The organism is Nocardioides sp. NPDC051685 (assembly GCF_044453405.1).
GTDB lineage: Bacteria > Actinomycetota > Actinomycetes > Propionibacteriales > Nocardioidaceae > Nocardioides.
In genome coordinates this window covers 91474-113250 of the sequence record NZ_JBITCR010000002.1, presented here as the reverse complement: position 1 = coordinate 113250, position 21777 = coordinate 91474, and the positions used below count along the sequence as shown (strand labels likewise).

The following is a 21777-nucleotide window of genomic DNA, read 5'->3' as shown; positions in this document are numbered from 1 at the left end:
GACAGACTCAGTGCGTCAGGGTCGGGCGGTTCTCGTAGTAGGTGTACATCGCGATCGTGGTCCGGGTGGACACGTTGGCGACCGAGCGGATCCGGCCGAGCAGCTCTTCGAGCGCCTCAGGGGTGGCGACCCGCACCTTGAGCATGTAGGACTCGACGCCCGCGATCGACCAGCAGGCCTCGACCTCGGTGAGGTCGGCGACGCGCTCAGGGGTGTCGTCGGGCTGAGACGGGTCGATGGGCTGCACCGCGACGAACGCGGTCAGCGGCACACCGATCGCGGCGTAGTTCACGGTAGCGCCGTAGCCGGTGATGAGGCCACGCTGCTCGAGCCGCTTGACGCGCTGATGCACAGCCGAGGTCGACAGGCCGGTCGCCTTGCCCAGGTCGGTGTAGGACATCCGACCGTCCTCCGCGAGAAGCTGGAGGATTTTACGGTCGGTGGCCTCGATCTCAGGTGCAGTCACGGCGATAGCCTACCCACAACAGCAATATCTCCGCCTTTACGTCCCAACAACTGGTTGATGTCGAAAGATTTCCGGTTGTCCACCGGCGGGGTGGAGCGCTTCAGGAGTGGCCACGACGGCCATTCACCAGGCTCGCCCTCCGCGTCAGCGGATAATGTGCACAGCGTGGCTGAACCTCGAATGCTCCTGCTGGACACCGCGTCGCTCTACTTCCGGGCCTACTTCGGTGTGCCCGACATCAAGGCCGAGGACGGCACCCCGGTCAACGCCGTCCGCGGCCTGCTGGAGTTCATCTCCCGGCTGGTCAACGACTACTCCCCCACAGACCTGGTGTGCTGCTGGGACAACGACTGGCGGCCGCAGTGGCGAGTCGACCTGATCCCGTCCTACAAGGCCCACCGGGTGGTCGAGGAGCTCGAGACCGTGCCCGACGTAGAGGAGGTGCCCGACCCGCTGCAGGTGCAGGTGCCGATCATCCGTGAGGTGCTCGCCGCAGCCGGCATCTGTGTGATCGGCGCCGACGGCTACGAGGCCGACGACGTGATCGGCACCCTCGCCACCGGCGCCGGGATGCCGGTCGACGTCGTCACCGGCGACCGGGACCTCTTCCAGCTCGTCGACGACGCCGCCGGCGTACGCATCCTCTACCCGACGCGGGGTGTGGGCGACCCGGATCTGGTGGACGAGAAGTGGGTGCTCGCCAAGTACGGCATCAGCGCCGCGCAGTACGCCGACTTCGCCACCATGCGCGGGGACACCTCCGACGGGCTGCCGGGCGTGAAGGGCGTGGGCGAGAAGACCGCGGCCAAGCTGCTCGAGCAGTACGGAGACCTCGACGGGATCGTCGCCGCCGTCGCCGACCCGACCACCTCGCTCACGAAGGCGCAGCGGCAGAAGTTCATCGACGCGGTCCCGTATCTGGCCGTGGCGCCGAAGGTCGTGGCGGTGGCGCGCGACCTGGACTTGGACCGAAGCCGGACCGCGCTGCCGAGCGCTCCTGCCGACCCGGAGCGCCTGCGCGAGCTGGCCGCGACGTACAACCTGAGCTCCCCCGTCGCCCGCCTGGAAGCCGCCCTCGCCCGGGTGTGACCGGAGTCTCCCCCAATCGGTTCAGAAAGTTCGTAGAAACGGCATCATCACCTGCGTACGGCTCCGTCTCCTTGGCAAGACCACCAAGAAGGAGCGGACGAATGAGCGACATCAAGCACCCGGCAGTGCAGCAGGACATCAAGATCTCGTGCCTCGACCCGTGGGGCCGCACGGTCGACGTGCCGACCACCCTCGGCTACCGCGAGAACGACCCGTACGCAGTGAGCCTGACCTTCCACTCGGGCGGCGGTGACGTCGAGTGGGTCGTCTCCCGCACCCTGATGCTGCAGGGCCTCTCCGCCCCGGCCGGCGAGGGTGACGTGAAGATCTACCCGAGCATCGACGAGGACGCCAAGGCGGTGGCCGTCTTCGACTTCAGCTCCCCCGACGGCCGCCTGATCGCGACCGCCGACTCCAGCGAGGTGCAGACGTTCCTCGGCAAGTCCTTCGCCGCCGTCCCGGTCGGCTCCGAGGGCCAGCACATGGATCTCGACGGTCTGATCGCGGATCTGCTGGGCAGCTCCTTCGACGCTGAGTAGGCACTCCGCCCGCCTGCTCATTCGTTCACGAACCCTTCCTTCCCGAACGCCCGGAAAGGAAGGGTTCGTGCTTTCCTGGCCGTTGCCACGTCAACTGTGGTAGTGATGTGCGTCACCCGTACCATCTCGGAGGTCACAGTGCTGCCAGCTTTCCTTTCTCGCGAGCGGACGGTGGCCGGTCCCGGCTTCAGCCGTTGGCTCATCCCGCCCGCCGCCCTCGCCGTCCATCTCTGCATCGGCCAGGTGTACGCCACCAGCGTCTACAAGACCGCTCTGGTCGAGCACTTCGACTCGAGCCAGACCGCGATCGGCGTGATCTTCTCGATCGCGATCGTGATGCTCGGCCTCTCCGCCGCGGTCATGGGGACCTGGGTCGACCGCAACGGACCGCGTGCGGCGATGACCGCGGCCGCGGTCTTCTGGGCGTCCGGCTTCTTCATCGGTGCCGTCGGCATCGGCACCGGTCAGCTGTGGCTGGTCTACCTCGGCTACGGCTTCATCGGCGGCATCGGACTCGGGATCGGCTACATCTCCCCCGTCTCCACGCTGATCAAGTGGTTCCCGGACCGGCCGGGCCTGGCCACCGGCATGGCGATCATGGGCTTCGGCGGTGGCGCGATGATCGCCAGCCCGCTGAGTGGTCGCCTCCTGGCGCTCTACGACCCGTCCTACACCGGCGACGCCACCACCGTGCCCGACGGCCACGCGGTGATGATGCTCTTCCTCACCCTCGGCGTGGTCTACCTCGTCTTCATGTCCTTCGGCGCCGCCACCGTCCGGGTCCCCGCGGACGGCTGGACACCCGCCGGCTGGGATCCGGCGAGCGTCAAGGAGAAGAAGCTCGTCACCACAGCGAGCGTCTCGGCCCGCAACGCGGTCCGGACACGCTCGTTCTGGCTGGTGTGGATCGTGCTCTTCTGCAACGTCACCGCAGGCATCGGCATCCTCGAGCAGGCCGCGCCGATGATCCAGGACTTCTTCCGCTCCGACGGGGTCTCCTCGGTGAGCGCCGTCGCGGCCGGCGGCTTCGTCGGGCTGCTCTCGATCGCCAACATGGGCGGCCGGTTCGTCTGGTCCTCGACCTCCGACATCATCGGCCGCAGGCCGATCTACATGATGTATCTCGGGGTCGGCCTGGTCCTCTATCTCCTGCTGGCGACCGTCGGGCACGCCTCGATGGCGCTGTTCGTGCTGCTCGCCGTGGTGATCCTCTCCTTCTACGGCGGCGGCTTCGCGACCGTCCCCGCCTACCTGCGTGACCTCTTCGGCACCTTCCAGGTCGGCGCCATCCACGGCCGCCTGCTGACCGCCTGGTCGGCCGCCGGGATCGCCGGACCGCTCATCATCAACGCCTTCCTCGACGCGCAGGGCGAGCCCGGCACCCTCACCGCGGCGGCCTACCGGCCGGCGCTGCTGACCATGGTCGGTCTCCTGGCGGTCGGCTTCATCGCCAACCTCCTCGTCCACCAGGTGCCGGACAGGTTCCACGAGCCGAAGTCCACCGATCCGTCCGCGACCGAGAGGAGCGCAGCATGAACCCCAAGATCGCAGTCGCCTGGGCCCTGGTCGGGATTCCCCTGGGCTACGGGATCATCGAGACGCTGCGCCGTGCGGCGCAGCTCTTCACCGGCTGAGCTCCTCCTTTCAGCTCAGGGCTGAGAGACCGAGAAGGCTCCGCTCGTTCGTACGCCACGCCTCCTGTGCCGCCCGGGTCACCGGGCCGTGCGGGAGGGTGCGCGTGCCCCACGCCGTCACCGCCTGCACGTCGCGCAGGCTGGAGGTGAGGAAGACCTCCGTGGCGTACTCCTCGACCTCGGCCAGCGGCTCGTCGGTCTCCTCGGCACCGAACCACTCCAGCACCAGGGCTCGGGTGATCCCGGCCAGCGGGCCGCTGGAGAGCGTCGGGGTCTTCAGCGCCCCGTCGAGCACGTAGAAGACGTTGCTCCCGGTGCCCTCGCACAGGTCGCCCACGGTGTTGGCGAAGATCGCCTCGGTGGCCCCGTGCTCGCGGGCCTCGGCGAGGGCGATGACGTTCTCGGCGTACGACGTCGTCTTGAGGCCCGTCGTGGCGCCGTGCTCGTTGCGGCGCCACCGCACGCTGACGACCTTGGTCGTGTCCGGGTTCGGGGTGGCGTCCTCGAGGCCGATGATGACCGTCGGCGCGACCTCCACACGGCCGGAGCCGAACGGAGCCGGCCCACCCGTGACGGTGATCCTCAGTCGTCCGTACGTCGTCGGGGCTGCCTCGAGCACGGCCTCGACACCCTTGGTGATCAGACCGCGGTCGAGGGCGGGCAGTCCGAGGCCGGCCGCCGATCGCTCCAGGCGGTCGAGGTGGAGGGCGAGCGCGAACGGCTGGTCCTCGATCACCTTGAGCGTCTCGAAGACGCCGTCGCCGACCACCAGACCATGGTCACGGATGGAGACCGCCGGAGCGGCCGGGTTGTCGAGAAGCTGACCATCGATCCACGCGCGCATGCGGCAACTCTAAGACGTCCCTGGTCAGCGCCCGGAATACGCGCCGATGGGACTCCTGGGGCTGCTGGTGAATGACACGAAGGTGACCCCCGATTTGTCCCCCGGGTGCGGCTCCGTTAATGTTCTTCTCGTCGCCAAGGGCACGGGAAACCGGGCCGGAAGCACAAGCGGACGTAGCTCAGTTGGTAGAGCGCAACCTTGCCAAGGTTGAGGTCGCGAGTTCGAGCCTCGTCGTCCGCTCGGAGTAGGTCTCCACCGGAGGCAATGCCTCCAGCGGTGGGTTGGCCGAGAGGCGAGGCAACGGACTGCAAATCCGTGTACACGGGTTCAAATCCCGTACCCACCTCGAAGCACCACCCTGATATAAACTGAATAACCACGGACGATTGGCGCAGCGGTAGCGCGCTTCCTTGACACGGAAGAGGTCACTGGTTCAAACCCAGTATCGTCCACCACAGAAACCGGCCCCTGAACTGCGGAAACGCAGACAGGGGCTGGAGTCTTTCCCAGGCACGGGGCACGCCGAGGGCACGATGATTCCTTAAGACAGAATTATTGATTCCTGGGCCACTGGAGCCAGCAGGCTGTACCCATGACCGCCCCGTCCACATCCGCCACGTCACCCTCTCCGGTGAGGCTGAAAGCCGTCGAGGCCGACAACCAGCCCACCGTCACCCCCGAGCTTGAGGCCCTCTACCGCGGCTTCGAGAACGAGCTACTGGTCCCGTTGTGGACCGAGATCGGTGACTTGATGCCGGCCCACCCACGATCCCGGGCGGTGCCCCACCTGTGGAGATGGGACAGTCTGGTCGAGCTGGCTGACCGGGCCGGCCACCTCGTCCCCGTCGGCCGCGGCGGCGAACGCCGCGCGATCGCGCTGGCCAACCCCTCCCTCGGCGGTCGGCCGTTCGCAACGCCGACGCTGTGGGCGGCGATCCAGTACCTCATGCCCGGCGAGGACGCTCCCGAGCACCGCCACACCCAGCACGCGTTCCGCTTCGTCGTCGAGGGCTCAGGGGTGTGGACGGTCGTCGGTGGAGATCCGGTGCCCATGAACCGCGGCGACTTCCTCCCCCAGGCCGGGTGGAACATGCACGCTCACCACAACGCGTCCGCCGAGCCGATGGCCTGGATCGATGGGCTCGACATCCCGTTCCAGTACACCAGCGAGTCGCAGTTCTTCGAGTTCGGCCGTGACGAGATCTCCGAGGCGGAGCGGACGACACCCGATCTCTCGCGCTCCGAGCGGCTGTGGGGCCACCCGGGTCTCACCCCCGTGGCGGTCACGCACACCGCGCCCGGATCCCCGTTGCTCTCCTATAAGTGGGAGTTCACCGACCGGGCGCTCGCCGACCAGCTCGCGCTCGAGAACGAGGGTTTCGGCGGCACTGTCGAGCCCGGCCACGCAGCGGTCCGATTCACCAACCCGGCCACCGGCGGGGATGTACTGCCGACGATGCGCGCCGAGTTCCACCGAATCGCCAACGGCGCCGAGACCGCGCCGCTGCGCGAGACCGGCTCGAGCGTCTACCAGGTCTTCGACGGTTCCGGCGTCGTCACCGTGGGGACGAAGTCCTGGACCGTCTCCCGCGGCGACCTCTTCGTGGTTCCCTCCTGGGAGCCGTTCTCGGCCAGGTCCGAGGCGGGCACGACAGACTCGGACTCCGGCGCACTCGACCTCTTCCGCTTCTCCGACGCCCCCGTCTTCGAGGCGCTCCGGCTCAACCGCACCCAGATCGACAAGTGAGGAACACCAGACGATGAAGCTCGCCACCATCCGTACGGCCGAGGGCACCCGCGCGGTCAGGCTCGACGGGGACCAGCACGTGGACCTGGGCTACGCCTCCGTGGGCGACCTTCTCGCCGAGGAGGCCTGGGCCTCGCAGGCAGCCGCGACAGGCTCGACCACCTACCCGGCCGAGACAGCCGACTTCGCGCCGGTCGTGCCGCAGCCCAGCAAGGTCGTCTGCGTCGGGCTCAACTACCGCAGCCACATCGAGGAGATGGGCCGCGACCTGCCCGAATACCCGGTCCTGTTCGCCAAGTTCGCCGACACCCTGACCGGCCCGAACGACGCGGTGACCAAGCCCGCCGAGACCGTGCAGCTCGACTGGGAGTGCGAGCTGACCATCGTGATCGGCTCGACCGTACGCCACGCCGACGAGGAGCAGGCCGCGGCTGCGATCGCGGGCTTCACCGCCGCCAACGACTACTCGGTCCGCGACTGGCAGTTCCGCACCCGCGAGTGGCTGCAGGGCAAGATCTGGGAGGCCACCACACCGGTCGGCCCCTACGTCGTGACCCCTGACGAGCTGCCCGGCGGCGTACGTCCGGAGCTGGCCACGCGGCTGACCGTCGACGGCGTCGAGAAGCAGAGCGCGAACACCTCCGACCTGCTCTTCGACCCGGTCGACCTGGTGCGCTACATCTCCACGATCACCACGCTGCGCCCCGGCGACCTGATCCTCACCGGCACCAACGGCGGGGTCGGGCACGCCCGGGCGCCGCAGGAGTTCCTGTGGGGCGGCGAGTCCGTCGAGATCACCGTCGAGGGGATCGGCACCCTCACCAACACGATCGTGAAGGGCTGAACGCGATGAGCCTCCTGATCGGCACCACCCCGACGCGTACGTTCGACGACGCCCGCCGCTGGGTCACCGAGGGCACGGCCCTGCTGACCGGCGCCATCGAGGGTCTCGACGTGGCGGCCTTCGACGACGACTCCCAGCTGCCGGGCTGGACCCGCAAGCACCTGCTCGGCCACGTCGCCGCCAACGCCGACGCCCTCGGCAACCTGATCTCCTGGGCCGAGACCGGCGTGGAGAAGCGGATGTACGCCTCCACCGAGCAGCGCAACGCCGACATCGAGGCAGCCGCGACACGGCCGGCCGACGAGCTCCGCGCGTGGTATCACCGCAGCGCCGGCGAGCTCGAGGCGGCCATGGGCCGGCTGAGCGCCGAGCAGTGGGAGCACGAGATCATCACCGCCCAGCTCGTCACCCGCAAGGCCTCCGACGTCCCCTGGATGCGCGCCCGCGAGCTCTTCGTCCACGCCGTCGACCTCGGCGTCGGGATCACCTTCGCCGACCTCCCCGACGACTTCCTGCTCGCCCTCGCCGACGAGATCCGTACGAAGCGGGGGCTCTCCGACGACGACCTGCGCTGCGTCGAAGGCTCGCTGCCCGACGTCGCCGCCTGGCTCGCCGGACGGCCGCACGGCCTCGTCGCCGCGCCGGAGCTCGGACCATGGCTGTAACGCGCTCAGGGCCGACGTGATCTGGTTACCACCGCCGAGGTCGTCGGCTACAGGCGGGCCTCTCCCGATCGCTGCTGACGGTCTACGTTCCTTCCCCTGGCAAGCTCTCGGTCGAGGTCGGCAGAAGCAAGCACGGGATGCCGCCGGCGCGGTCATGGACCGCTGAATGCGTGAACGTCACCTCCTGAAGACGTCTGCGTCGGTGCGGTAGACAGCCACGCCGCCGTCGATGACGAGGACAGAGCCGACGATGTGTCGAGCCGCCGGCGATGCAAGGAGCAGGGCCAGACCTTCGAGTTCCGCGGGATCCGCCAGGTGGTCGGTCGCCGTTGCAGCCGTGAGCGCGGACAGCATGTGCTCGTTGTCAGGATTCCTCGCCCCGATCGCGGTCCGGAACGAACCCGGCGCAAGCACATTGACGTTGATGCCGCGCGGCGCGAGCTCGGCCGCTGCGTTCTGGGCAAACAAGGTCACTGCGGCCTTGGAACTGGAATAGGCATACCCGACGAGGGGATCCGGTGCCAGCCCCGCCACAGAAGAGACCACGATGATCCGTCCGCGGCCCTCGTTCATATGAGCCGCTGCTGCGCGCACCGTGTTCTTCGTGCCCGCAAGGTTGACCGCCACGACGTCGTCCCAGCGTTGATCCGAGATCTCGCTCAGAACACCGCTACCGAATGCCCGGCCCAACCCGGAGGAGATCCCTGCGTTGGCGAACACGACGTCCAAGCCACTATCCCAGCTGGCGGCGGCGCTCATGAGCGCGTCCATGGCTTCGGTGTCCCTGATGTCTGTGACGACGGATCGAACCGACAGCCCCTCGTTCGCCAACGACTCGGTCGCGGACTCCACAGCGTCGGATTGGGTATCAACGAGGACCACGCGTGCCCCGTTTCGGGCGAGGACGCGGGCGATCGCGAAGCCCAATCCACTGGCAGCCCCTGTGACGACTGCCCCTAGACCAGCGACCGAGAACAGGTTCTCAGCATGTGATTCGCTGCTGCTCACTGCCCCACCTCAAGCAGACTCAGACCGTTAGACATGGTCGTAGATCGGCGATCGCACCTCGCGCGAAACATGGCAGTCGAGAAAGAGGGGCCCTCGCTGCGGGTCCCAAGCTCGAATGGCAGGTTCCAGCTCCGACACCTCGTCGATGCGCGACGCGGTCGCACCCATACCGGCCGCGGCCGCAGCGACATCTGCATAGCCGAACAGTGCCTGCTCGGGCGGTACGCCCCAATCCTTCATATGCGCCAGCTCCGAGCCGGCTGCCCCGTCGTTCATGCACACGACGACGAGAGGTATGCGTTCTCGAACCACCGTCTCCAGGTCGCCCATCGTCATGTAGAAGCCGCAGTCCCCGATGAACAGGACAGACTGCAGATCGGGGTCCGAGACAGCGCTTGCGGCTGCGGCGGCCAGTGCGCTTCCGACAGCACCGAAATCGGGCATCCACACGACCGAGCCCGCCTGGGCATGTGTCATATAGAGCACCGGGAAAGCGCCGAAGTGGCCGTTGTCCAAGAGGATCCGTCGTGGGGCGGGCAGCGCTCGGTCAAGCTCAGCTGACAGCGTGCGTGGGTCGATCTCTCCTGGCACAGAAATGTCATCGAACGCTGCGAGGGATGGCGCTACCACGCGCGGGCGGGGCGGGATCGTCTCCAACATCCGATTCAGGCGAGCTACGGCGTCCCGCGCATCACCGAGCACCCGCAGATCCGGTTCACTCCATCGCCCGAACGAGGCGGCGTCTCGATCGATCTGAATGACCGTTCGACCCTCGATGAACGAGTTCTTTCTCGTCTGGAAGAGATTCAGACCAGCGCCGATGGCCAAGATACAGTCTGACGCTTCGATGATCTCGGCCGCCTCCGGAGGAGAGAATCCCCCGAAGATCCCGAGGTCGGCGGAGTTGCCGTGGAAGATGCCCACCGACTTTGCTGTGGTCGCGAGATGCGCACCCAATCGTTCCGCGAGCTCCGCGACCTCGCCTGCGGCGCCGGCGAGGTGCACTCCGTATCCCGCGACGATGAGCGGGCGCTGTGCCGCGCGAAGAAGGCGCTCAGCCTGTGTCAGTGCTTCCTCGTCCAAGTTCGATCCTGAGACGCCCCTCCCCGCGAACGGTGAGGCGGGTGCAGGTGCGGTTGGATCGAGATCCATCCCTGTCGGGATCACGAACACGACCGTGCACCGTTCTTCCGTCGCGCGTTGATAGGCCTCGATGAGATCTGCAGCGCACCGATCCCGCGTCGCGCGCACCACGGGGATTCCGAGCGGCGCAAGGATCACCTCCGGATCGAGCCCCTGCACTCCCCCGGCGAACGGGAACCGCAACGGGTCCATGCTCGATGAGTCGGAGGTGATCATGACAACGGGAGACCGGCCCTTGTGAGCGGTCAGGAGAGCCGTGATCGTGTTGGTGAAGCCAGGGCCCTGCGTGACGGTGCACCAGCCCACCTCGCCTGTTACCCGGGCATACCCGTCCGCAGCTCCGACTGCTCCGTTCTCGTGACGGAAGTGGTGGACGGTGACGTCGTGGTCCTCCGCCAGGTGGTGAATGAGTCGGAGGTTTCCGGCTCCCATGAGCGTGAACAGGTGGCGCATTCCAAGGTCCGCCATAGTCCTCGCGAGTGCACCGACGACGGTGGTCGGCGTTGACGTCATGACGTTCATACGGCCGGCATGACAAGGTTGAGAAGGTGACCGCGCAGCTGCAAGAACTCTGCTGAGGCGCGCGTCGCGACCTGCGAGCGACCGCTGCCGAGTCCGACCGTCACGCACTCGCGCACACGGCTCGGCGACCCGGTCAACGCCACGACCCGGTCTCCAAGGTAGATCGCCTCGTCGATGTCATGCGTGACCAGGACGACAGTGATCCCGAACTCGTCGCGAACCCTCAAGATGAGGTCCTCGAGGTCGAACCGCGTCTGCGCGTCGACGGAGGCGAACGGCTCGTCCATCAGCAGGAGATCAGGCTTATAGGAGAGAGCCCGTGCAATCGCCACGCGCTGCTGCATGCCGCCGGACAGCTGCCACGGGTAGTGCTTGCCAGAAGCGGCGAGACCGACCGAAGCCAACACTTCCTCTGCACGCGCGACCCGAGCCGCCTTACTGACTCCCCGCGCAGCCAGCGGGAGCGCCACGTTCTGCAGGTTCGTGAACCATGGGTAGAGCGATCGAGCGTAGTCCTGGAACACGACGCCGAGCTGGTCGGGGACCGAAGTCAGCTTCGCACCCTCGAACTCCACCTCGCCCTGGCTCGGACGAGCCAGTCCAGACAGGCACCGCAGGAGGGTCGTCTTCCCCGCCCCGCTGGGCCCGACGATGCATACGAACTCGCCACGCTCGACGTGGAAGGTGATGTCGTCGATGGCCATACGTTCGGACGGCTTGCCCTCGTTGTAGATCTTGCGCAGGCCGCCGACCTTCAGTACTGGCTCGAGTTCGGCGCGGTCGGTCTCCGTGGCGTCACTTGTCGTAGCCATGGCAGCTTCCCCAATCTTTCTAGCTTTGCGTGTCCCTAGCATCGTCATCGCGCTGATCCTCCTATTGCCGTGTAACCGATATGCCATCTGAGCAATCTGCGCTCGATGAGCACGAATATGAGGTTCAGAATCGTTCCGACTAGAGCGAGAACAAGGATTCCGGTCCACATCAGGGTGATCGAGAAGACAGTCTGGGCCTGCAGGATGAAATAGCCGATCCCCGACTGCGCTGCAATCAGTTCGCTCACCACCATCAGGATGATCGATACTTGCAGGCTCGCTCGGAGCCCTGCCACGATCTGCGGAGAAGCGGCGGGGATTACCAGCTCGAAGAGCGTGCGCCACGGGCCCAGCCGCATCGCCCGCGCGCTGTCAAACTTGACCTGATCGATGCCGCGCATCCCGTCCAAAGTGTTGAGCAGGGTCGGCCAGATGGCCCCGAATGCGATGAGGGCCACCTGCCTGGTTTCGCCGATACCGAAGATCGCGATCAGAGCGGGAAGCAGAGCCGGGGCGGGCAGGGCGTAGAGGAAGTAGACGAAAGGCGACGCGGCCCGCCGGGCCGAAGAGAACTTCCAGAGCACCGTCCCGGATATGAGCCCGAGTCCTCCGCCCAGTGCAAAGCCGTAGACGAGGTGGCTCAGGCTCGGAACCAGCTCCAGTTTGGCGTCGCCAAGGACCCAGTTGTCCCACAGTTGTGTCAGGATCGTGCTGAGCGGTGGAAAGAAGGGCGAGGTACTGTTCGCCGAGAGAACCCACCAGATGGCGAGCAGCGCGACAGGGAGCCAGACGAGGACCGCCATATTGCGGACGGTGCCGCCAGCGTCAGCGGCGATCCGGGTGCGAGATGTTCCGACGAATGTCATTGCGAAGACCTCTCATTCAGGGCGAGGTTGCGCTGACTCTCGTGCCAATGCAGCGCCTTCTTCTCAATAAGGAAGAACGCCCCTGTCAGCAGAAGTCCGAGCAACCCGGAGATCAGCACGTACGCGTACATGCGCGGGTACGCGCTCGCGCCGGCACTCTGCGACTGCAGGATGATGCGGCCGATTCCTTCGGCGCCGCCGACGAGTTCGGACACCACCGCGAGGATGAGAGCGTTGGCGGAGGCAATACGCAAGCCGGTCGCGATGTAGGGGGCCGCGCTGGGCACCGTCACCACCAAGAACTTCCGCACGCCGCGTACGCGCGAGACCTTCGCCGTGTCGAGGACGGTCGGATCGACGGAGCGCATGCCGTAGATCACCTGGATGAGCAGGGGCCAGAACACGCCGAACGCGACGAGGAAGACCTTCATCGGCGGCGTCGACCCAAGGACCAGGATCACCAGCGGGAGGATTGCGATGGCGGGGATGGCCTTGAAGATCTCGATCACCGGCGATGCGCTCCGAAAGGCGAAGTCGTTCGATGCGAGCAGCGCGCCGACGACGAGGGCGAGGGCGGTGGCGATGAACAGGCCGACGGACCAGGTCTGGAGCGTGGCGCTCACGGCTGACCACATCGTCGAGGTGGTCAGCGCGTCGGCGAACGCCTGGAAGGTGGCGAAGGGGGTCGGGAACTGATCCGGTCGAAAGAGTCCGTTCGACGTGACCACCTGCGCCAGGAGCACGGCGGCTAGCACGGTCACCCAGGGCAGGAGCCACCACGACATGGTCCGCGGCGACCGGGCGGTGGCCGGCTGCACCTTCACCTCACGTGTCGCCGATGTCATTGCTGCGGCTCCAGGGCCCCCGGCCAGATCAGCTCGTCTGCCGGGAAGGTCTTCTTCAGGCCCGCGTACTTGGTCATGAGCTCCTGCACGACGTCCATCCCCTCGGTGTTGAGGGTCGGCTCGCACGTCGTGCACCAGGTCGCCTTGGCGGCCGCCTCCGCGGAGAGGCCGAGCTGCTTTGCCACCACAGCTCGCGCCTCGTCGGTGTTCTCAGCCGCATACTGCTGCGATTCGATGATGGCGTCGCTGAACTTCTGGACGGTCTCGGGCGAGGAGTCGATGGTGTTCTGGCTGGTGGTGTAGAGCGAGACCGCCATATTCGGGAAGAGCTCGTTGTTGGGCTTGGCCACGACGGTCGCCCCGCTCGCGACGCTGTCTGCGATGAACGGACTCTGTACCACAGCGGCGTCGGCGTCGCCGCCGGCCAGAGCCGCGGGCATCTGCCCGAACGGCAGCTGCACGAGCTTGATCGACTTGGGGTCCACGCCCGCCTCGGCGGCCAGCTCCCAGGCGGCCATCGTGTTCAGCGACGACAGCCCGACCACCGCGAGGGTCTTCCCCTCGAGATCGGCTGGCGACTCGATCCCCGACCCGGGTGCCGCGAGCATCGCGTTGCCGTCGTTGTCCGCTTCGTTCGGGGACTGCAAACCATCGACGGTGGAGATGGCGCGGATGGGGATGTCGTTGACGTTGGCGTTCACGATGTGCACCGAGGTCGCGAAGCCGAAGTCGTACTGACCGCTGGCGACACCGGAGATGATCGCTGCCACATCGGTCTGAGGCACGACCTCGACCTGGAGGCCGTGCTTGGTGAAGATGCCGGATTCGATGCCCACGAGCAGCGGAGCGTTGAAGGATCCGGGGATGATGCCAATGGAAACCTTCTCCGTGGATCCCCCGGCCGCGTCCTCCGACGGTGAGCCATTGGAGCCGGCACAACCGGCGAGGAGCATGAGGGCCGCTGCGGCTGCCACGGCGCTGATGGTTCGACTTCGGGCGGTAAACATCGTTGTTCTCCTTGATTCTGCGGGATTCGGACTGTCAGGTCGTGCGGGAGAGGAACTCCAGAAGGACCGGGACGAGGATGTCGGGGCGATCGATGTTGGGCTCGTGCCTGGCGTCGAGCGTTGCGACGCTCAGGCGATCGCCCAGCAGGGCGAAATGATCGGTCCACCCCGGTTCGAGGAGGGTGTCGCGGGTGCCGGCGATGAGGAGCACCGGGGTGTCCGTGTCGCGGAGTTGTTGGGGCCACGGATCGGTTGGTCGTTCCTCTTTCAACCCATCGGGGACAGGAACTCCCACCGAGGCGACGGAACGGTAGTGCCCCGGCGCCGCTGCCCACCGCATCCGCTCACGGATCTGGTCGTCCCAGCCGTCGAACGGTTCGATGAGCTGCGCGACGATGCGATCTAGGTCGCTCTCGGAGCCGTCCCATCGGCTCAGATCCTCCAGGGCAGTCGGCGTCCGCCAGGGGCCTCCGGTCCCGTTGATGCTGGTGACCGAGCGCAGCGCTGGCCGTCCGGGATGCGCGAGCATCCGCAGAGCCAACGATCCCCCGAACGAGTTCCCGACAACATGTACCGGACGGTCCACACCCACCGAGGCCAGGAAGCGCGTGACGTGGTCGATACGGGGTTCGTACGTCGACCGGTCGAAGTACACGACTTTGTCCGTTCCACCAAAGCCCAGCAGGTCCGGCGCCAGGACGTGGAAGTGCTGCGCCAGGGCGCCGATGCTGTTGCCCCACGTGACCGAGCTGGAACCGCCCCACGCTCCGTCGTGGAGCAGCAGCACCGTCTCGTTCGCGCGGTCGCCCGCCTCGAGGTACCTCGTCGCGTGCCCTCCCACACGCACCATCGACTCGATCATCGCCGCGTCCCGCCCACGTCGACCGTCGCCCGCGCGTCGAGGAAGTCATAGTCGTCGGCCCGGACGGCGCGCGTCAGGTTCCAGTAGTCCAGCAAGGGAAGCGGCCAGTTCTGCGACACCCGGCCGCGACTGTTCTTGTACCAGCTGCTCACGGCCGATGCCCCCCACGCCATTCCGGAGTTGGCGCGGTCGATGCGCTGGTTGTATGCGATGAAGGGTTCCTCCCGCACGCGCATGGCATCATGTCCCTCGCTCAGGAGGTGGCGCAGGCTGTCGAGGATGTAGTCGACACCGAGCTCTGATAGGAGCACGATGCTGCCGTTGACGACGACGTTGGTGTTCGGTCCGTATAGACAGAAGAGGTTGGGGAACTTCGGCACCGTGATGCCCAGGTACGCGCGGGCATCGCCCGCCCAGTACTCGGCCAGCGTCAGGTCGTCCTCCCCCGTGACGACGACAGACTCCAGGAACTCGGATGCGCGGAAGCCGGTTCCGTAGACAATCACATCGACATCCACGTGGGTGCCGTCCTCGGTGCGGATTCCCGTCTCCGTGAACTCGGTGATCTGGTCGCTCACCAGATGGACGTCCGGCCGCTTGAGGGTGGACGCCCACGCCCCGTCGTCCCGGAGCAGGCGCTTCGCACCCGGTGGGTAGTGCGGGATGACGTGCTCGAGCAGGTCTGGTCGGTCACCGAACTGTTCGGCTAGGTAGTCGGTGAGGGCTACCCGCATCGACTCGTTCGCCGCCGACACCGAGCCCGGCCGGTCCCACTCGGGATCGACGGTGACGAAGCGTCGGCGTCCCTCGACCGAGGTCCAGAACTGGAAGAAGCGGAACCAGCGGTGATACAGCGGCAGGACGTCGAAGAGCCACTGACAAGCCTCGGGGATGGCGTCGTGATAGTTGGGGGTCGGATACATCCAGGGCGCGTTGCGCTGGAAGACGAAGAGCTCCTCGACCGAGTCGGCGATCGCCGGGATGAGCTGGAAGGCGCTGGCGCCCGTGCCGATGACCGCCACGCGTTTGCCGGCGAGATCCAGATCATCGTCCCATCGGGCGGTGTGGACGGTCGTCCCTCGGAAGCGCTCGGCGTGGGGGAACTCCGGAACGAGCGGCGTGTTGAGCTGACCCACCGCGCTGATCACGGCGTTGAAGGTCTTCACGCGACGGGTGCCGTCGACGGACCGCGTCCGGACCTCCCAGTCGTGCGTGCCGCTGCGGTAGCGCGCCGCCTCGACGGCGGTGTCGAAGGTGATCAGCGGGCGCAGGCCGAGCTGTTCGGAGGCGTCGCGGAAGTAGGCGAAGATGGCGTCCCGACGCGAGTACTGGTGGGTCCACCGCCCCGTCTGCAGGAACGAGAAGCTGTAGGCGAAGTTGCTGGTGTCGAGCTGACAACCGGGATAGCGGTTCTCGTACCATGTGCCGCCGACCTCGGGGTTCTTCTCGAAGACCTCGCATTCCACCCCTGCTTCCTGCAGACGATAGGCGGCCGCCAAGCCGGACATTCCAGCCCCGATAATGGCGACTCTGAACGGGCGTCCTTCGTCCATCGAGGTCTTGCTCCATGACGGGGAACCCACCCCGGCGGGGATATCGATCTCGTGCTTGAGAAGCGGCAGGTACGCCTCCGCAGCATCGCCGGCGATGAACGTCATCAAGTCGCGAAGTCGATTCTCGGAGAGCTCGGGGACCTCGATCGAGCCGGTGTCCCTGAGGCTGCGAAGCGCATTGAAGCTGGACCGGCGGGCCGCGGCTTGCTGTTCATCAGTCATGCCGCCCTGGGGTGGAATCGCGCCCGGTGACGGGACAAGAGGCGGTCGCAGCGCCTCATCGAGCAAGGATGTGTCGCCGGTGAGGTGGCTCAGGGTGACCAGCAGTGCTGGAAGCTCGGCTTGATCGACAGCCGATTCGAGCTCGGTGTCGGACGCTTGCAAGAGGGAAAGCGCGCGCATGCTAGTGGGTCTCCTTCGACACTGCAGCAGAACCCGATCCGGGCTCGCTTGTGACTTGTGACACTAGGCGCGAAGGACCATTAGTTCAAACGATTGTTAGACATGGCTAGCATTCATCTCATGAATATTTAGATTCAACGGGTCGAGCGAGTTTCGACGGCGATCTCCGAGAGCAACTGACGGAGCCACACGCTCCCCGGATCGTGCTGGCTACGGGGATGCCAGTAGGCGTTGATCATCAAAGGTGGCAACTCGACGGGCGGTTCCACCCGGCGAAGTCTCATTGTTCCTGACAGGCGATCGGCTAGCGCATCCTGCACCAGTGCAACGTATGGCGTGCCTTCCAATAAATAGGGAATGGTGACGAAGTCGTTCGCCACAACTCGCGGCGTGACGTTTATACCGTTGCGCGCGAGCATCTCCAACGCGACTGTCGTGACACCGGCCTGTTCGTACACGACATGTCCGAACGTCAGGAACTCCTCGAGTGAGAACTTCGAATCTCGGAAGGGGTGGTCGTTATCGACGAGACATGTCCAATTCATCGTGAGCAATCGCTCTCCGGGGAAACCTACGTCGAAGTAGTCGGGTAGAAGGAGAATGTCGACGCCGGGATCGAGCAGAATGGAGTCCAGAGGCTCGGTGACTTGCACAATCTTGATCGTCACCTGCGGCGCAGAATGTGCGATTCGGGCGATCGCCGGCGCCAGCACTATGACAGCAGACGAACTGTTCGTCGCGACAGTGAACAGGCGCTTATCCGATCGCGGGTCGAACGGAGCCGGGACCAGAATGTCATCTCGAACAATCTGCAACGCCCGCTCGAGCGGCGCTCGCAGCGACTCGGCGCGGGAGGTGAGATGCCACTCCCTACCCACGCGAATGAGGACTTCGTCACCGAGCAGTCTTCGCAGCCGCCCCAGCGTGTTGCTCATCGCCCCCTGGCTGATGCCCACACGCGCGGCCGCACGCGTGACGTTCTTCTCCAACAACAGAGCTTCGAACGCCACGAGCAGGTTGAGATCCACGCCACTCAGATTGGTCATGATGTCACGCTAGTGCCGTCGTCGCCGTTTAGATAGGCAGATGGGAAAGGCACGAGACCCCGGGAGACGCCGATTCAAGGGCCATTCCATACCGAGGCTCGCGACCATTCACTGGGTGAATCACAGACATGGCTTGGACGGCGTTGCCTGCCCGTATGTCACGCACCTAGTATGGCGTCCGAAACGACCAGATTGTCGGCACGCCACACCAGCACGGCAACGCGCTCGTGTTCTATATCCGAGGCGCTGTCCCCGTTCCATTCGGGAGAACCCTTCGTTTCCGGGACGCCGGGCCCCACAGTTTCGCGCCTATGGCTCGCTCCGCCCGGAAATTATCTGAGGATGATCCTATGAAAGCAGCTCGCTTGCACGAGCCCGGCGCAGACTTCGTCCTGGAGGACCTCCCGATCCCGGAGCCTGGACCGGGCCAGGTCCGCATCAAGGTGGGCGGAGCGGGTGCTTGTCACTCCGACCTCCACGTCAGAGCCGGGGAACTGAACGGCGTCATGCTCCCGCATACGCTCGGCCACGAGAACGCCGGATGGATCGATGCTTTCGGCGTAGGTGCCGAAGACCGCGGTCTGGTGATCGACGATGCTGTCGTCGTCTTCGGAGGCTGGGGCTGCGGACACTGCAGGGTTTGCCTCGGAGGTCAGGAGCAGTTGTGCAATTCGCTCCTGTGGGGCGGCATGGGGCCGGAGGGCGGATACGCCGAGTACCTGATCGTCCCGTCTACTCGCCACCTGATCCCGGCAGGCAATCTGGAACCCGCCGACGCAGCCCCCTTGGCGGATGCCGCGCTGACGCCGTACTCCGCAGTGAAGAAAGCCCTACCGCGGCTTGTACCCGGGACGCGAGCGGTGGTGATCGGAGCCGGTGGACTTGGGCAGTACGGCATCCAATTCCTGAGACTGCTCACGGCCGCGACGATCATCGTCGTCGACACCGACGGACGCAAGCGTGATCTGGCGCTGCAGCTGGGTGCGCATGTGGTGATCGACCCGAATGTTGCGGGCGCCGAGGGGGTCGTCAGGGAAGCGGCTGGCCCAGACGGCGCGGCCGCGGTCTTCGACTTCGTCGGCCTCGACGCGACCATGGCGCTGGGGATTGAGGCTCTCGGACCAGAGGGCATCTTCGTCCTCGTTGGCCTCGCCGGCGGCAGCGTGCCGTTCTCCTTCTTCAGTGTTGCCCAGGGTGCGGCGCTGACCATAAGCAACTGGGGATCGCGCAACGAGCTGGACGAGGTGCTCTCCTTGGCGCAGCAGGGGCGCCTGGTTTCCCACGTGGAGAGATTCCCCCTTGCGTCCATCAACGAGGTCTTCGATCGACTCGGGCGCGGCGAGATCATCGGCCGAGCTGTGCTCATCCCCTGAGCCTGACCGTCCCGGTGCACCCACGTCGCCGGGGACGACTCGACCAAGCGTCGCTCGGTTGGATCAGAAGAGCCCACGCGCGCGGTGCTCGGCGCCCTTGATGGCACCCAGGATGAAGCCGTAACCCTGCGCGTACGCCTGCCGGCCGTCTTCGTCGTCGGGGTGGTCAGGGACGTGGTCGGGGTCGATCGCGTCGGCGTAGCCTTCCTCCGCGAGGATGTTGATGATCCGTGCGTGATCGACGACCCCCTCGTCGGGCCACACCTCGATGAAGTCGTCGCGGCGACCGATGATGTTGCGCAGGTGGATGTTGAAGATGCGGCTGGTGCGCGCCAGCCGGCGCACGATGTCGTAGATCTCCCCCTCGGGGTTCCACAGCATCTCGGCCAGAGTGCCGCAGCACAGGTTCAGCCCGTGGTACGGGCTGGCGTGCATGTCGAGGAAGGTGAACAGACCCTTGCCGCCTTCCTGACTGAGGACGTTCTCCTCGACTCCTCGATATCCACCGGGCGGCGTGCCCGGGTCCTGGGGATGGCAGGCGATCCGCACCTTGTACTCCTCGGCGACGGGCACGACGCGTTCCAGGAAGTAGTCGATGCGCTCCCAGTAGTCATCAGCGCTGACCTTGCCCGCGATGGTGTCCGGAAGTGAGTAGTCGAGATCAGCCGCCCGGAATCGCCGCGTGGTCGATCCGCCGCGAAGCTCTTCGTCTCCGGTGCTCAGCACACCGAGGAGACTCAAGTTGTACTTGATCGTCGACACCCCGGCCTCCGCGCACGCCTGGATGCTCCGGTGGATGTCCTCGATGTCGCGATCTCGCTCCGGGCTCTTCGCCAGCATGATGGCGGGGCGAGCCTCACGGTCGATCAACGTGGAACCCAGGAACGACAACGCCACCATGTCCATCTCGAGGCCGTCTTGGCTCTCGATGAACTCCTTGGTCTGAGCGACCTCCGCGGTCGTCCAGTAGCCGCGGCCCGAGTCCACGGGCGGCGCCGGCGGGTAGCCGCACACCCTCTGGACCCCGTGACGCCGGAACTCCTGCAACGTGGCCATGTCATTGGCCCTCCGCTGCGTACCGAGCACCATCTTTGGCCGCCGGTTCGGGCGTGGCCGGTGAACAGAGGTCGCACCGTCGCTGGCCGCGAGTGCGGGGCTGCCGGCGCTCGTTCCCAGAGTGACCGCTCCGGCCGCGGCAGCGCCCGCACGCAGCAACGATCGTCGTCCAAGTTCTCCGCTCATCTGCACGCACTCCCATGGCTCGAACGCAGCCTCGGCCGCGGTTCGGCATCCCCGTTGAACGCCTCAGTCCTGGAACCTAGTGAGTCTTCGATGACCTGGTCCAAGCCCGATCTGGCATGGCGCGATGCGCCACGCGTATGACGCACGTCACAACAGCGATCGGGTGCCAAACGCCGACTCTAGGCCCCTGGCGCTCCGCGAGCCGCCGCTCGCTGGGCGGCGTCGATGATCGCTCCCCAGGGGAGTGCTTGATCCTGTGGCATCTGGCGTGGCGGGTGGAGGGGCCAGACGTCGGGGCCCTCGATCAGGTCGACGCCAGCCCCGCGGAGAGCTGCGAGGTGGGACGCCCACGCGGGGTGCTCGGCGTGGGCGGCGTTGATGAGTGGGAAGAGCACGACGGGAACGCTGGTGAGGCTCTCGGTGACGACCGTGAGGGCCTGGTTGTCGGCGAGGCCGAGGGCGATCTTCGCGGTGCTGTTGAAGGTCGCGGGGGCCACGACGATGGCGTCGAGCTGGGCAGGGTGGGTGCGTGGCTCCCACGGGAGGCGGCTCGCCCCGCGTACGGGGTAGCCGGTGGCGGCCTCGATCCGTTCGGCTTCCCCGTTCGCGGTGAGCCAGGTGAACGCCGTCGGCGTCAGGGTCACCGGCACCTGGTGGCCGGCGACCCGCAACGGGGTGACCAGCTCGTCGCAGAGTTGCTCCACACCACCTGCGGCGCAGGCGATGACTCCGACGGTGGCCACCCCGCGAGCGTACGTGACGGGGACCTCGGGCGAGGGATCAGCCCATCTTGCCGGCGCCGGCCTTGATCGCCTCGCGGATCCGGAAGTACGTGCCGCAGCGGCAGATGTTGCGGATCTGGTCGATGTCGGCGTCGGTGACCGAGCGACCCTCGGCGTGAGCCTTGTTGACGGTGGCGACCGCGGCCATGATCTGGCCGGGCTGGCAGTAGCCGCACTGGGCCACGTCGGCGTCGAGCCACGCCTCCTGCATCGGGTGCAGGCCGTCACCCGGAGCCGTGTCGGCGAGGCCCTCGATGGTGGTGATCTCGTCGTCCTCGTCGAGGGCGCTGATCGGGGTGGCGCACGGGTTGAAGGCCTTGCCGTTGATGTGGGAGGTGCAGGCCTTGCAGACGTTGATGCCGCAGCCGTACTTGGGGCCGCGCACCCCGAGCACGTCGCGCAGCACCCACAGCAGGCGCTCGCTGTCCTCGACGTCGACCGTGACCTTCTCCCCGTTGAGCTTGAAGGTGTAGTTGGGCATGTTCT

21 protein-coding genes and 3 tRNA genes are annotated in these 21777 nt (G+C 66.3%); 10 read left to right on the top strand and 14 right to left on the bottom strand.

Going from position 1 to position 21777, the window contains the following annotated elements:
- Nucleotides 1-7: 7 nt before the first annotated feature.
- Complete coding sequence (locus ACIA03_RS05610; protein WP_396981767.1) at nt 8-451, bottom strand: Lrp/AsnC family transcriptional regulator; 444 nt, start codon at nt 449-451, stop codon at nt 8-10.
- Between the two features lie 195 nt (nt 452-646).
- Here ACIA03_RS05610 and ACIA03_RS05605 point away from each other — a divergent pair, with 195 nt between their 5' ends.
- The 3 genes from ACIA03_RS05605 to ACIA03_RS05595 all read left to right on the top strand — a co-directional run bounded on the left by ACIA03_RS05605 (nt 647) and on the right by ACIA03_RS05595 (nt 3630).
- A complete protein-coding gene (locus ACIA03_RS05605) occupies nt 647-1555 on the top strand; it encodes a 5'-3' exonuclease H3TH domain-containing protein (RefSeq protein WP_396981765.1) in 909 nt (302 codons plus the stop codon).
- Between the two features lie 101 nt (nt 1556-1656).
- Nucleotides 1657-2094, top strand: coding sequence for an SsgA family sporulation/cell division regulator (locus ACIA03_RS05600; protein ID WP_141793432.1), 438 nt, complete (start codon nt 1657-1659; stop codon nt 2092-2094).
- A gap of 138 nt (nt 2095-2232) precedes the next feature.
- A complete protein-coding gene (locus tag ACIA03_RS05595) occupies nt 2233-3630 on the top strand; it encodes an OFA family MFS transporter (protein ID WP_396980103.1) in 1398 nt (465 codons plus the stop codon).
- A gap of 108 nt (nt 3631-3738) precedes the next feature.
- Here ACIA03_RS05595 and ACIA03_RS05590 read toward each other — a convergent pair whose 3' ends face one another.
- A complete protein-coding gene (locus ACIA03_RS05590; RefSeq protein WP_396980101.1) occupies nt 3739-4572 on the bottom strand; it encodes an aminotransferase class IV in 834 nt (277 codons plus the stop codon).
- 167 nt (nt 4573-4739) lie between these two features.
- On the opposite strand from ACIA03_RS05590, the gene ACIA03_RS05585 reads away from it, so the two are divergent.
- The 6 genes from ACIA03_RS05585 (at nt 4740) to ACIA03_RS05560 (ending at nt 7828) form a co-directional block, all read left to right on the top strand.
- Nucleotides 4740-4812 (top strand) — tRNA-Gly (locus ACIA03_RS05585).
- A gap of 35 nt (nt 4813-4847) precedes the next feature.
- A tRNA-Cys gene (locus ACIA03_RS05580) sits at nt 4848-4918 on the top strand.
- Nucleotides 4919-4952: 34 nt separating this feature from the next.
- Nucleotides 4953-5027, top strand: a tRNA-Val gene (locus tag ACIA03_RS05575).
- A gap of 137 nt (nt 5028-5164) precedes the next feature.
- The gene (locus tag ACIA03_RS05570; RefSeq protein ID WP_396980099.1) at nt 5165-6319 is read left to right on the top strand and encodes a cupin domain-containing protein; all 1155 of its coding nucleotides are present in this window, start codon (nt 5165-5167) and stop codon (nt 6317-6319) included.
- A gap of 13 nt (nt 6320-6332) precedes the next feature.
- Nucleotides 6333-7163 (top strand): fumarylacetoacetate hydrolase family protein, encoded by an 831-nt coding sequence (locus ACIA03_RS05565; protein WP_396980097.1) that lies wholly within the window; start codon nt 6333-6335, stop codon nt 7161-7163.
- Between the two features lie 5 nt (nt 7164-7168).
- Nucleotides 7169-7828 (top strand): maleylpyruvate isomerase N-terminal domain-containing protein, encoded by a 660-nt coding sequence (locus tag ACIA03_RS05560; protein WP_396980095.1) that lies wholly within the window; start codon nt 7169-7171, stop codon nt 7826-7828.
- A 177-nt stretch (nt 7829-8005) separates the two neighbouring features.
- Here the strand turns inward: ACIA03_RS05560 and ACIA03_RS05555 are convergent, their stop codons facing one another.
- From ACIA03_RS05555 to ACIA03_RS05515, 9 genes are all read right to left on the bottom strand, one after another.
- Nucleotides 8006-8836, bottom strand: a complete 831-nt coding sequence (locus tag ACIA03_RS05555) for an SDR family NAD(P)-dependent oxidoreductase (protein ID WP_396980093.1) — start codon at nt 8834-8836, stop codon at nt 8006-8008.
- A 27-nt stretch (nt 8837-8863) separates the two neighbouring features.
- Entirely contained in the window at nt 8864-10501 is a 1638-nt protein-coding gene (locus tag ACIA03_RS05550) for a thiamine pyrophosphate-binding protein (protein ID WP_396980091.1), read from the bottom strand.
- Nucleotides 10498-11361, bottom strand: a complete 864-nt coding sequence (locus ACIA03_RS05545) for an ABC transporter ATP-binding protein (protein ID WP_396980089.1) — start codon at nt 11359-11361, stop codon at nt 10498-10500. The genes ACIA03_RS05550 and ACIA03_RS05545 overlap by 4 nt, the downstream gene beginning before the upstream one ends.
- Nucleotides 11358-12116, bottom strand: a complete 759-nt coding sequence (locus ACIA03_RS05540) for an ABC transporter permease (RefSeq protein ID WP_396980087.1) — start codon at nt 12114-12116, stop codon at nt 11358-11360. The genes ACIA03_RS05545 and ACIA03_RS05540 overlap by 4 nt, the downstream gene beginning before the upstream one ends.
- A 59-nt stretch (nt 12117-12175) precedes the next feature.
- Complete coding sequence (locus ACIA03_RS05535) at nt 12176-13024, bottom strand: ABC transporter permease (RefSeq protein WP_396980085.1); 849 nt, start codon at nt 13022-13024, stop codon at nt 12176-12178.
- Entirely contained in the window at nt 13021-13998 is a 978-nt protein-coding gene (locus tag ACIA03_RS05530) for an ABC transporter substrate-binding protein (RefSeq protein WP_396980083.1), read from the bottom strand. The genes ACIA03_RS05535 and ACIA03_RS05530 overlap by 4 nt, the downstream gene beginning before the upstream one ends.
- A gap of 67 nt (nt 13999-14065) precedes the next feature.
- Nucleotides 14066-14893, bottom strand: a complete 828-nt coding sequence (locus tag ACIA03_RS05525; protein WP_396980081.1) for an alpha/beta fold hydrolase — start codon at nt 14891-14893, stop codon at nt 14066-14068.
- Nucleotides 14890-16668 carry a flavin-containing monooxygenase gene (locus ACIA03_RS05520; protein ID WP_396980079.1) on the bottom strand — a complete coding sequence of 593 codons (1779 nt, stop codon included), beginning with the start codon at nt 16666-16668 and terminating at the stop codon, nt 14890-14892. The genes ACIA03_RS05525 and ACIA03_RS05520 overlap by 4 nt, the downstream gene beginning before the upstream one ends.
- A 314-nt stretch (nt 16669-16982) precedes the next feature.
- The gene (locus ACIA03_RS05515) at nt 16983-17894 is read right to left on the bottom strand and encodes a LysR family transcriptional regulator (RefSeq protein WP_396980077.1); all 912 of its coding nucleotides are present in this window, start codon (nt 17892-17894) and stop codon (nt 16983-16985) included.
- A gap of 350 nt (nt 17895-18244) precedes the next feature.
- Here ACIA03_RS05515 and ACIA03_RS05510 point away from each other — a divergent pair, with 350 nt between their 5' ends.
- A complete protein-coding gene (locus ACIA03_RS05510) occupies nt 18245-19267 on the top strand; it encodes an NAD(P)-dependent alcohol dehydrogenase (RefSeq protein ID WP_396980075.1) in 1023 nt (340 codons plus the stop codon).
- A gap of 63 nt (nt 19268-19330) precedes the next feature.
- Here ACIA03_RS05510 and ACIA03_RS05505 read toward each other — a convergent pair whose 3' ends face one another.
- From ACIA03_RS05505 to ACIA03_RS05495, 3 genes are all read right to left on the bottom strand, one after another.
- Nucleotides 19331-20323 (bottom strand): mannonate dehydratase, encoded by a 993-nt coding sequence (locus ACIA03_RS05505; RefSeq protein WP_396980073.1) that lies wholly within the window; start codon nt 20321-20323, stop codon nt 19331-19333.
- A 365-nt stretch (nt 20324-20688) separates the two neighbouring features.
- The gene (locus ACIA03_RS05500) at nt 20689-21252 is read right to left on the bottom strand and encodes a flavoprotein (protein ID WP_396980071.1); all 564 of its coding nucleotides are present in this window, start codon (nt 21250-21252) and stop codon (nt 20689-20691) included.
- A gap of 37 nt (nt 21253-21289) precedes the next feature.
- Complete coding sequence (locus tag ACIA03_RS05495) at nt 21290-21772, bottom strand: (2Fe-2S)-binding protein (protein ID WP_350828578.1); 483 nt, start codon at nt 21770-21772, stop codon at nt 21290-21292.
- Between the last annotated feature and the right edge of the window lie 5 nt (nt 21773-21777).

Excerpts from the sequence above, each read along its gene's own strand:
- ACIA03_RS05540 (WP_396980087.1), bottom strand. The coding sequence starts at position 12,116 with ATGGCGGTCCTCGTCTGGCTCCCTGTCGCGCTGCTCGCCATCTGGTGG.
- ACIA03_RS05560 (WP_396980095.1), top strand. The coding sequence starts at position 7,169 with ATGAGCCTCCTGATCGGCACCACCCCGACGCGTACGTTCGACGACGCC.
- ACIA03_RS05515 (WP_396980077.1), bottom strand. The coding sequence starts at position 17,894 with ATGACCAATCTGAGTGGCGTGGATCTCAACCTGCTCGTGGCGTTCGAA.
- ACIA03_RS05535 (WP_396980085.1), bottom strand. The coding sequence starts at position 13,024 with ATGACATCGGCGACACGTGAGGTGAAGGTGCAGCCGGCCACCGCCCGG.
- ACIA03_RS05510 (WP_396980075.1), top strand. The coding sequence starts at position 18,245 with ATGAAAGCAGCTCGCTTGCACGAGCCCGGCGCAGACTTCGTCCTGGAG.
- ACIA03_RS05600 (WP_141793432.1), top strand. The coding sequence starts at position 1,657 with ATGAGCGACATCAAGCACCCGGCAGTGCAGCAGGACATCAAGATCTCG.
- ACIA03_RS05495 (WP_350828578.1), bottom strand. The coding sequence starts at position 21,772 with ATGCCCAACTACACCTTCAAGCTCAACGGGGAGAAGGTCACGGTCGAC.
- ACIA03_RS05605 (WP_396981765.1), top strand. The coding sequence starts at position 647 with ATGCTCCTGCTGGACACCGCGTCGCTCTACTTCCGGGCCTACTTCGGT.
- ACIA03_RS05525 (WP_396980081.1), bottom strand. The coding sequence starts at position 14,893 with ATGATCGAGTCGATGGTGCGTGTGGGAGGGCACGCGACGAGGTACCTC.
- ACIA03_RS05590 (WP_396980101.1), bottom strand. The coding sequence starts at position 4,572 with ATGCGCGCGTGGATCGATGGTCAGCTTCTCGACAACCCGGCCGCTCCG.
- ACIA03_RS05505 (WP_396980073.1), bottom strand. The coding sequence starts at position 20,323 with ATGGCCACGTTGCAGGAGTTCCGGCGTCACGGGGTCCAGAGGGTGTGC.
- ACIA03_RS05520 (WP_396980079.1), bottom strand. The coding sequence starts at position 16,668 with ATGACTGATGAACAGCAAGCCGCGGCCCGCCGGTCCAGCTTCAATGCG.
- ACIA03_RS05545 (WP_396980089.1), bottom strand. The coding sequence starts at position 11,361 with ATGACGATGCTAGGGACACGCAAAGCTAGAAAGATTGGGGAAGCTGCC.
- ACIA03_RS05565 (WP_396980097.1), top strand. The coding sequence starts at position 6,333 with ATGAAGCTCGCCACCATCCGTACGGCCGAGGGCACCCGCGCGGTCAGG.
- ACIA03_RS05550 (WP_396980091.1), bottom strand. The coding sequence starts at position 10,501 with ATGAACGTCATGACGTCAACGCCGACCACCGTCGTCGGTGCACTCGCG.
- ACIA03_RS05570 (WP_396980099.1), top strand. The coding sequence starts at position 5,165 with ATGACCGCCCCGTCCACATCCGCCACGTCACCCTCTCCGGTGAGGCTG.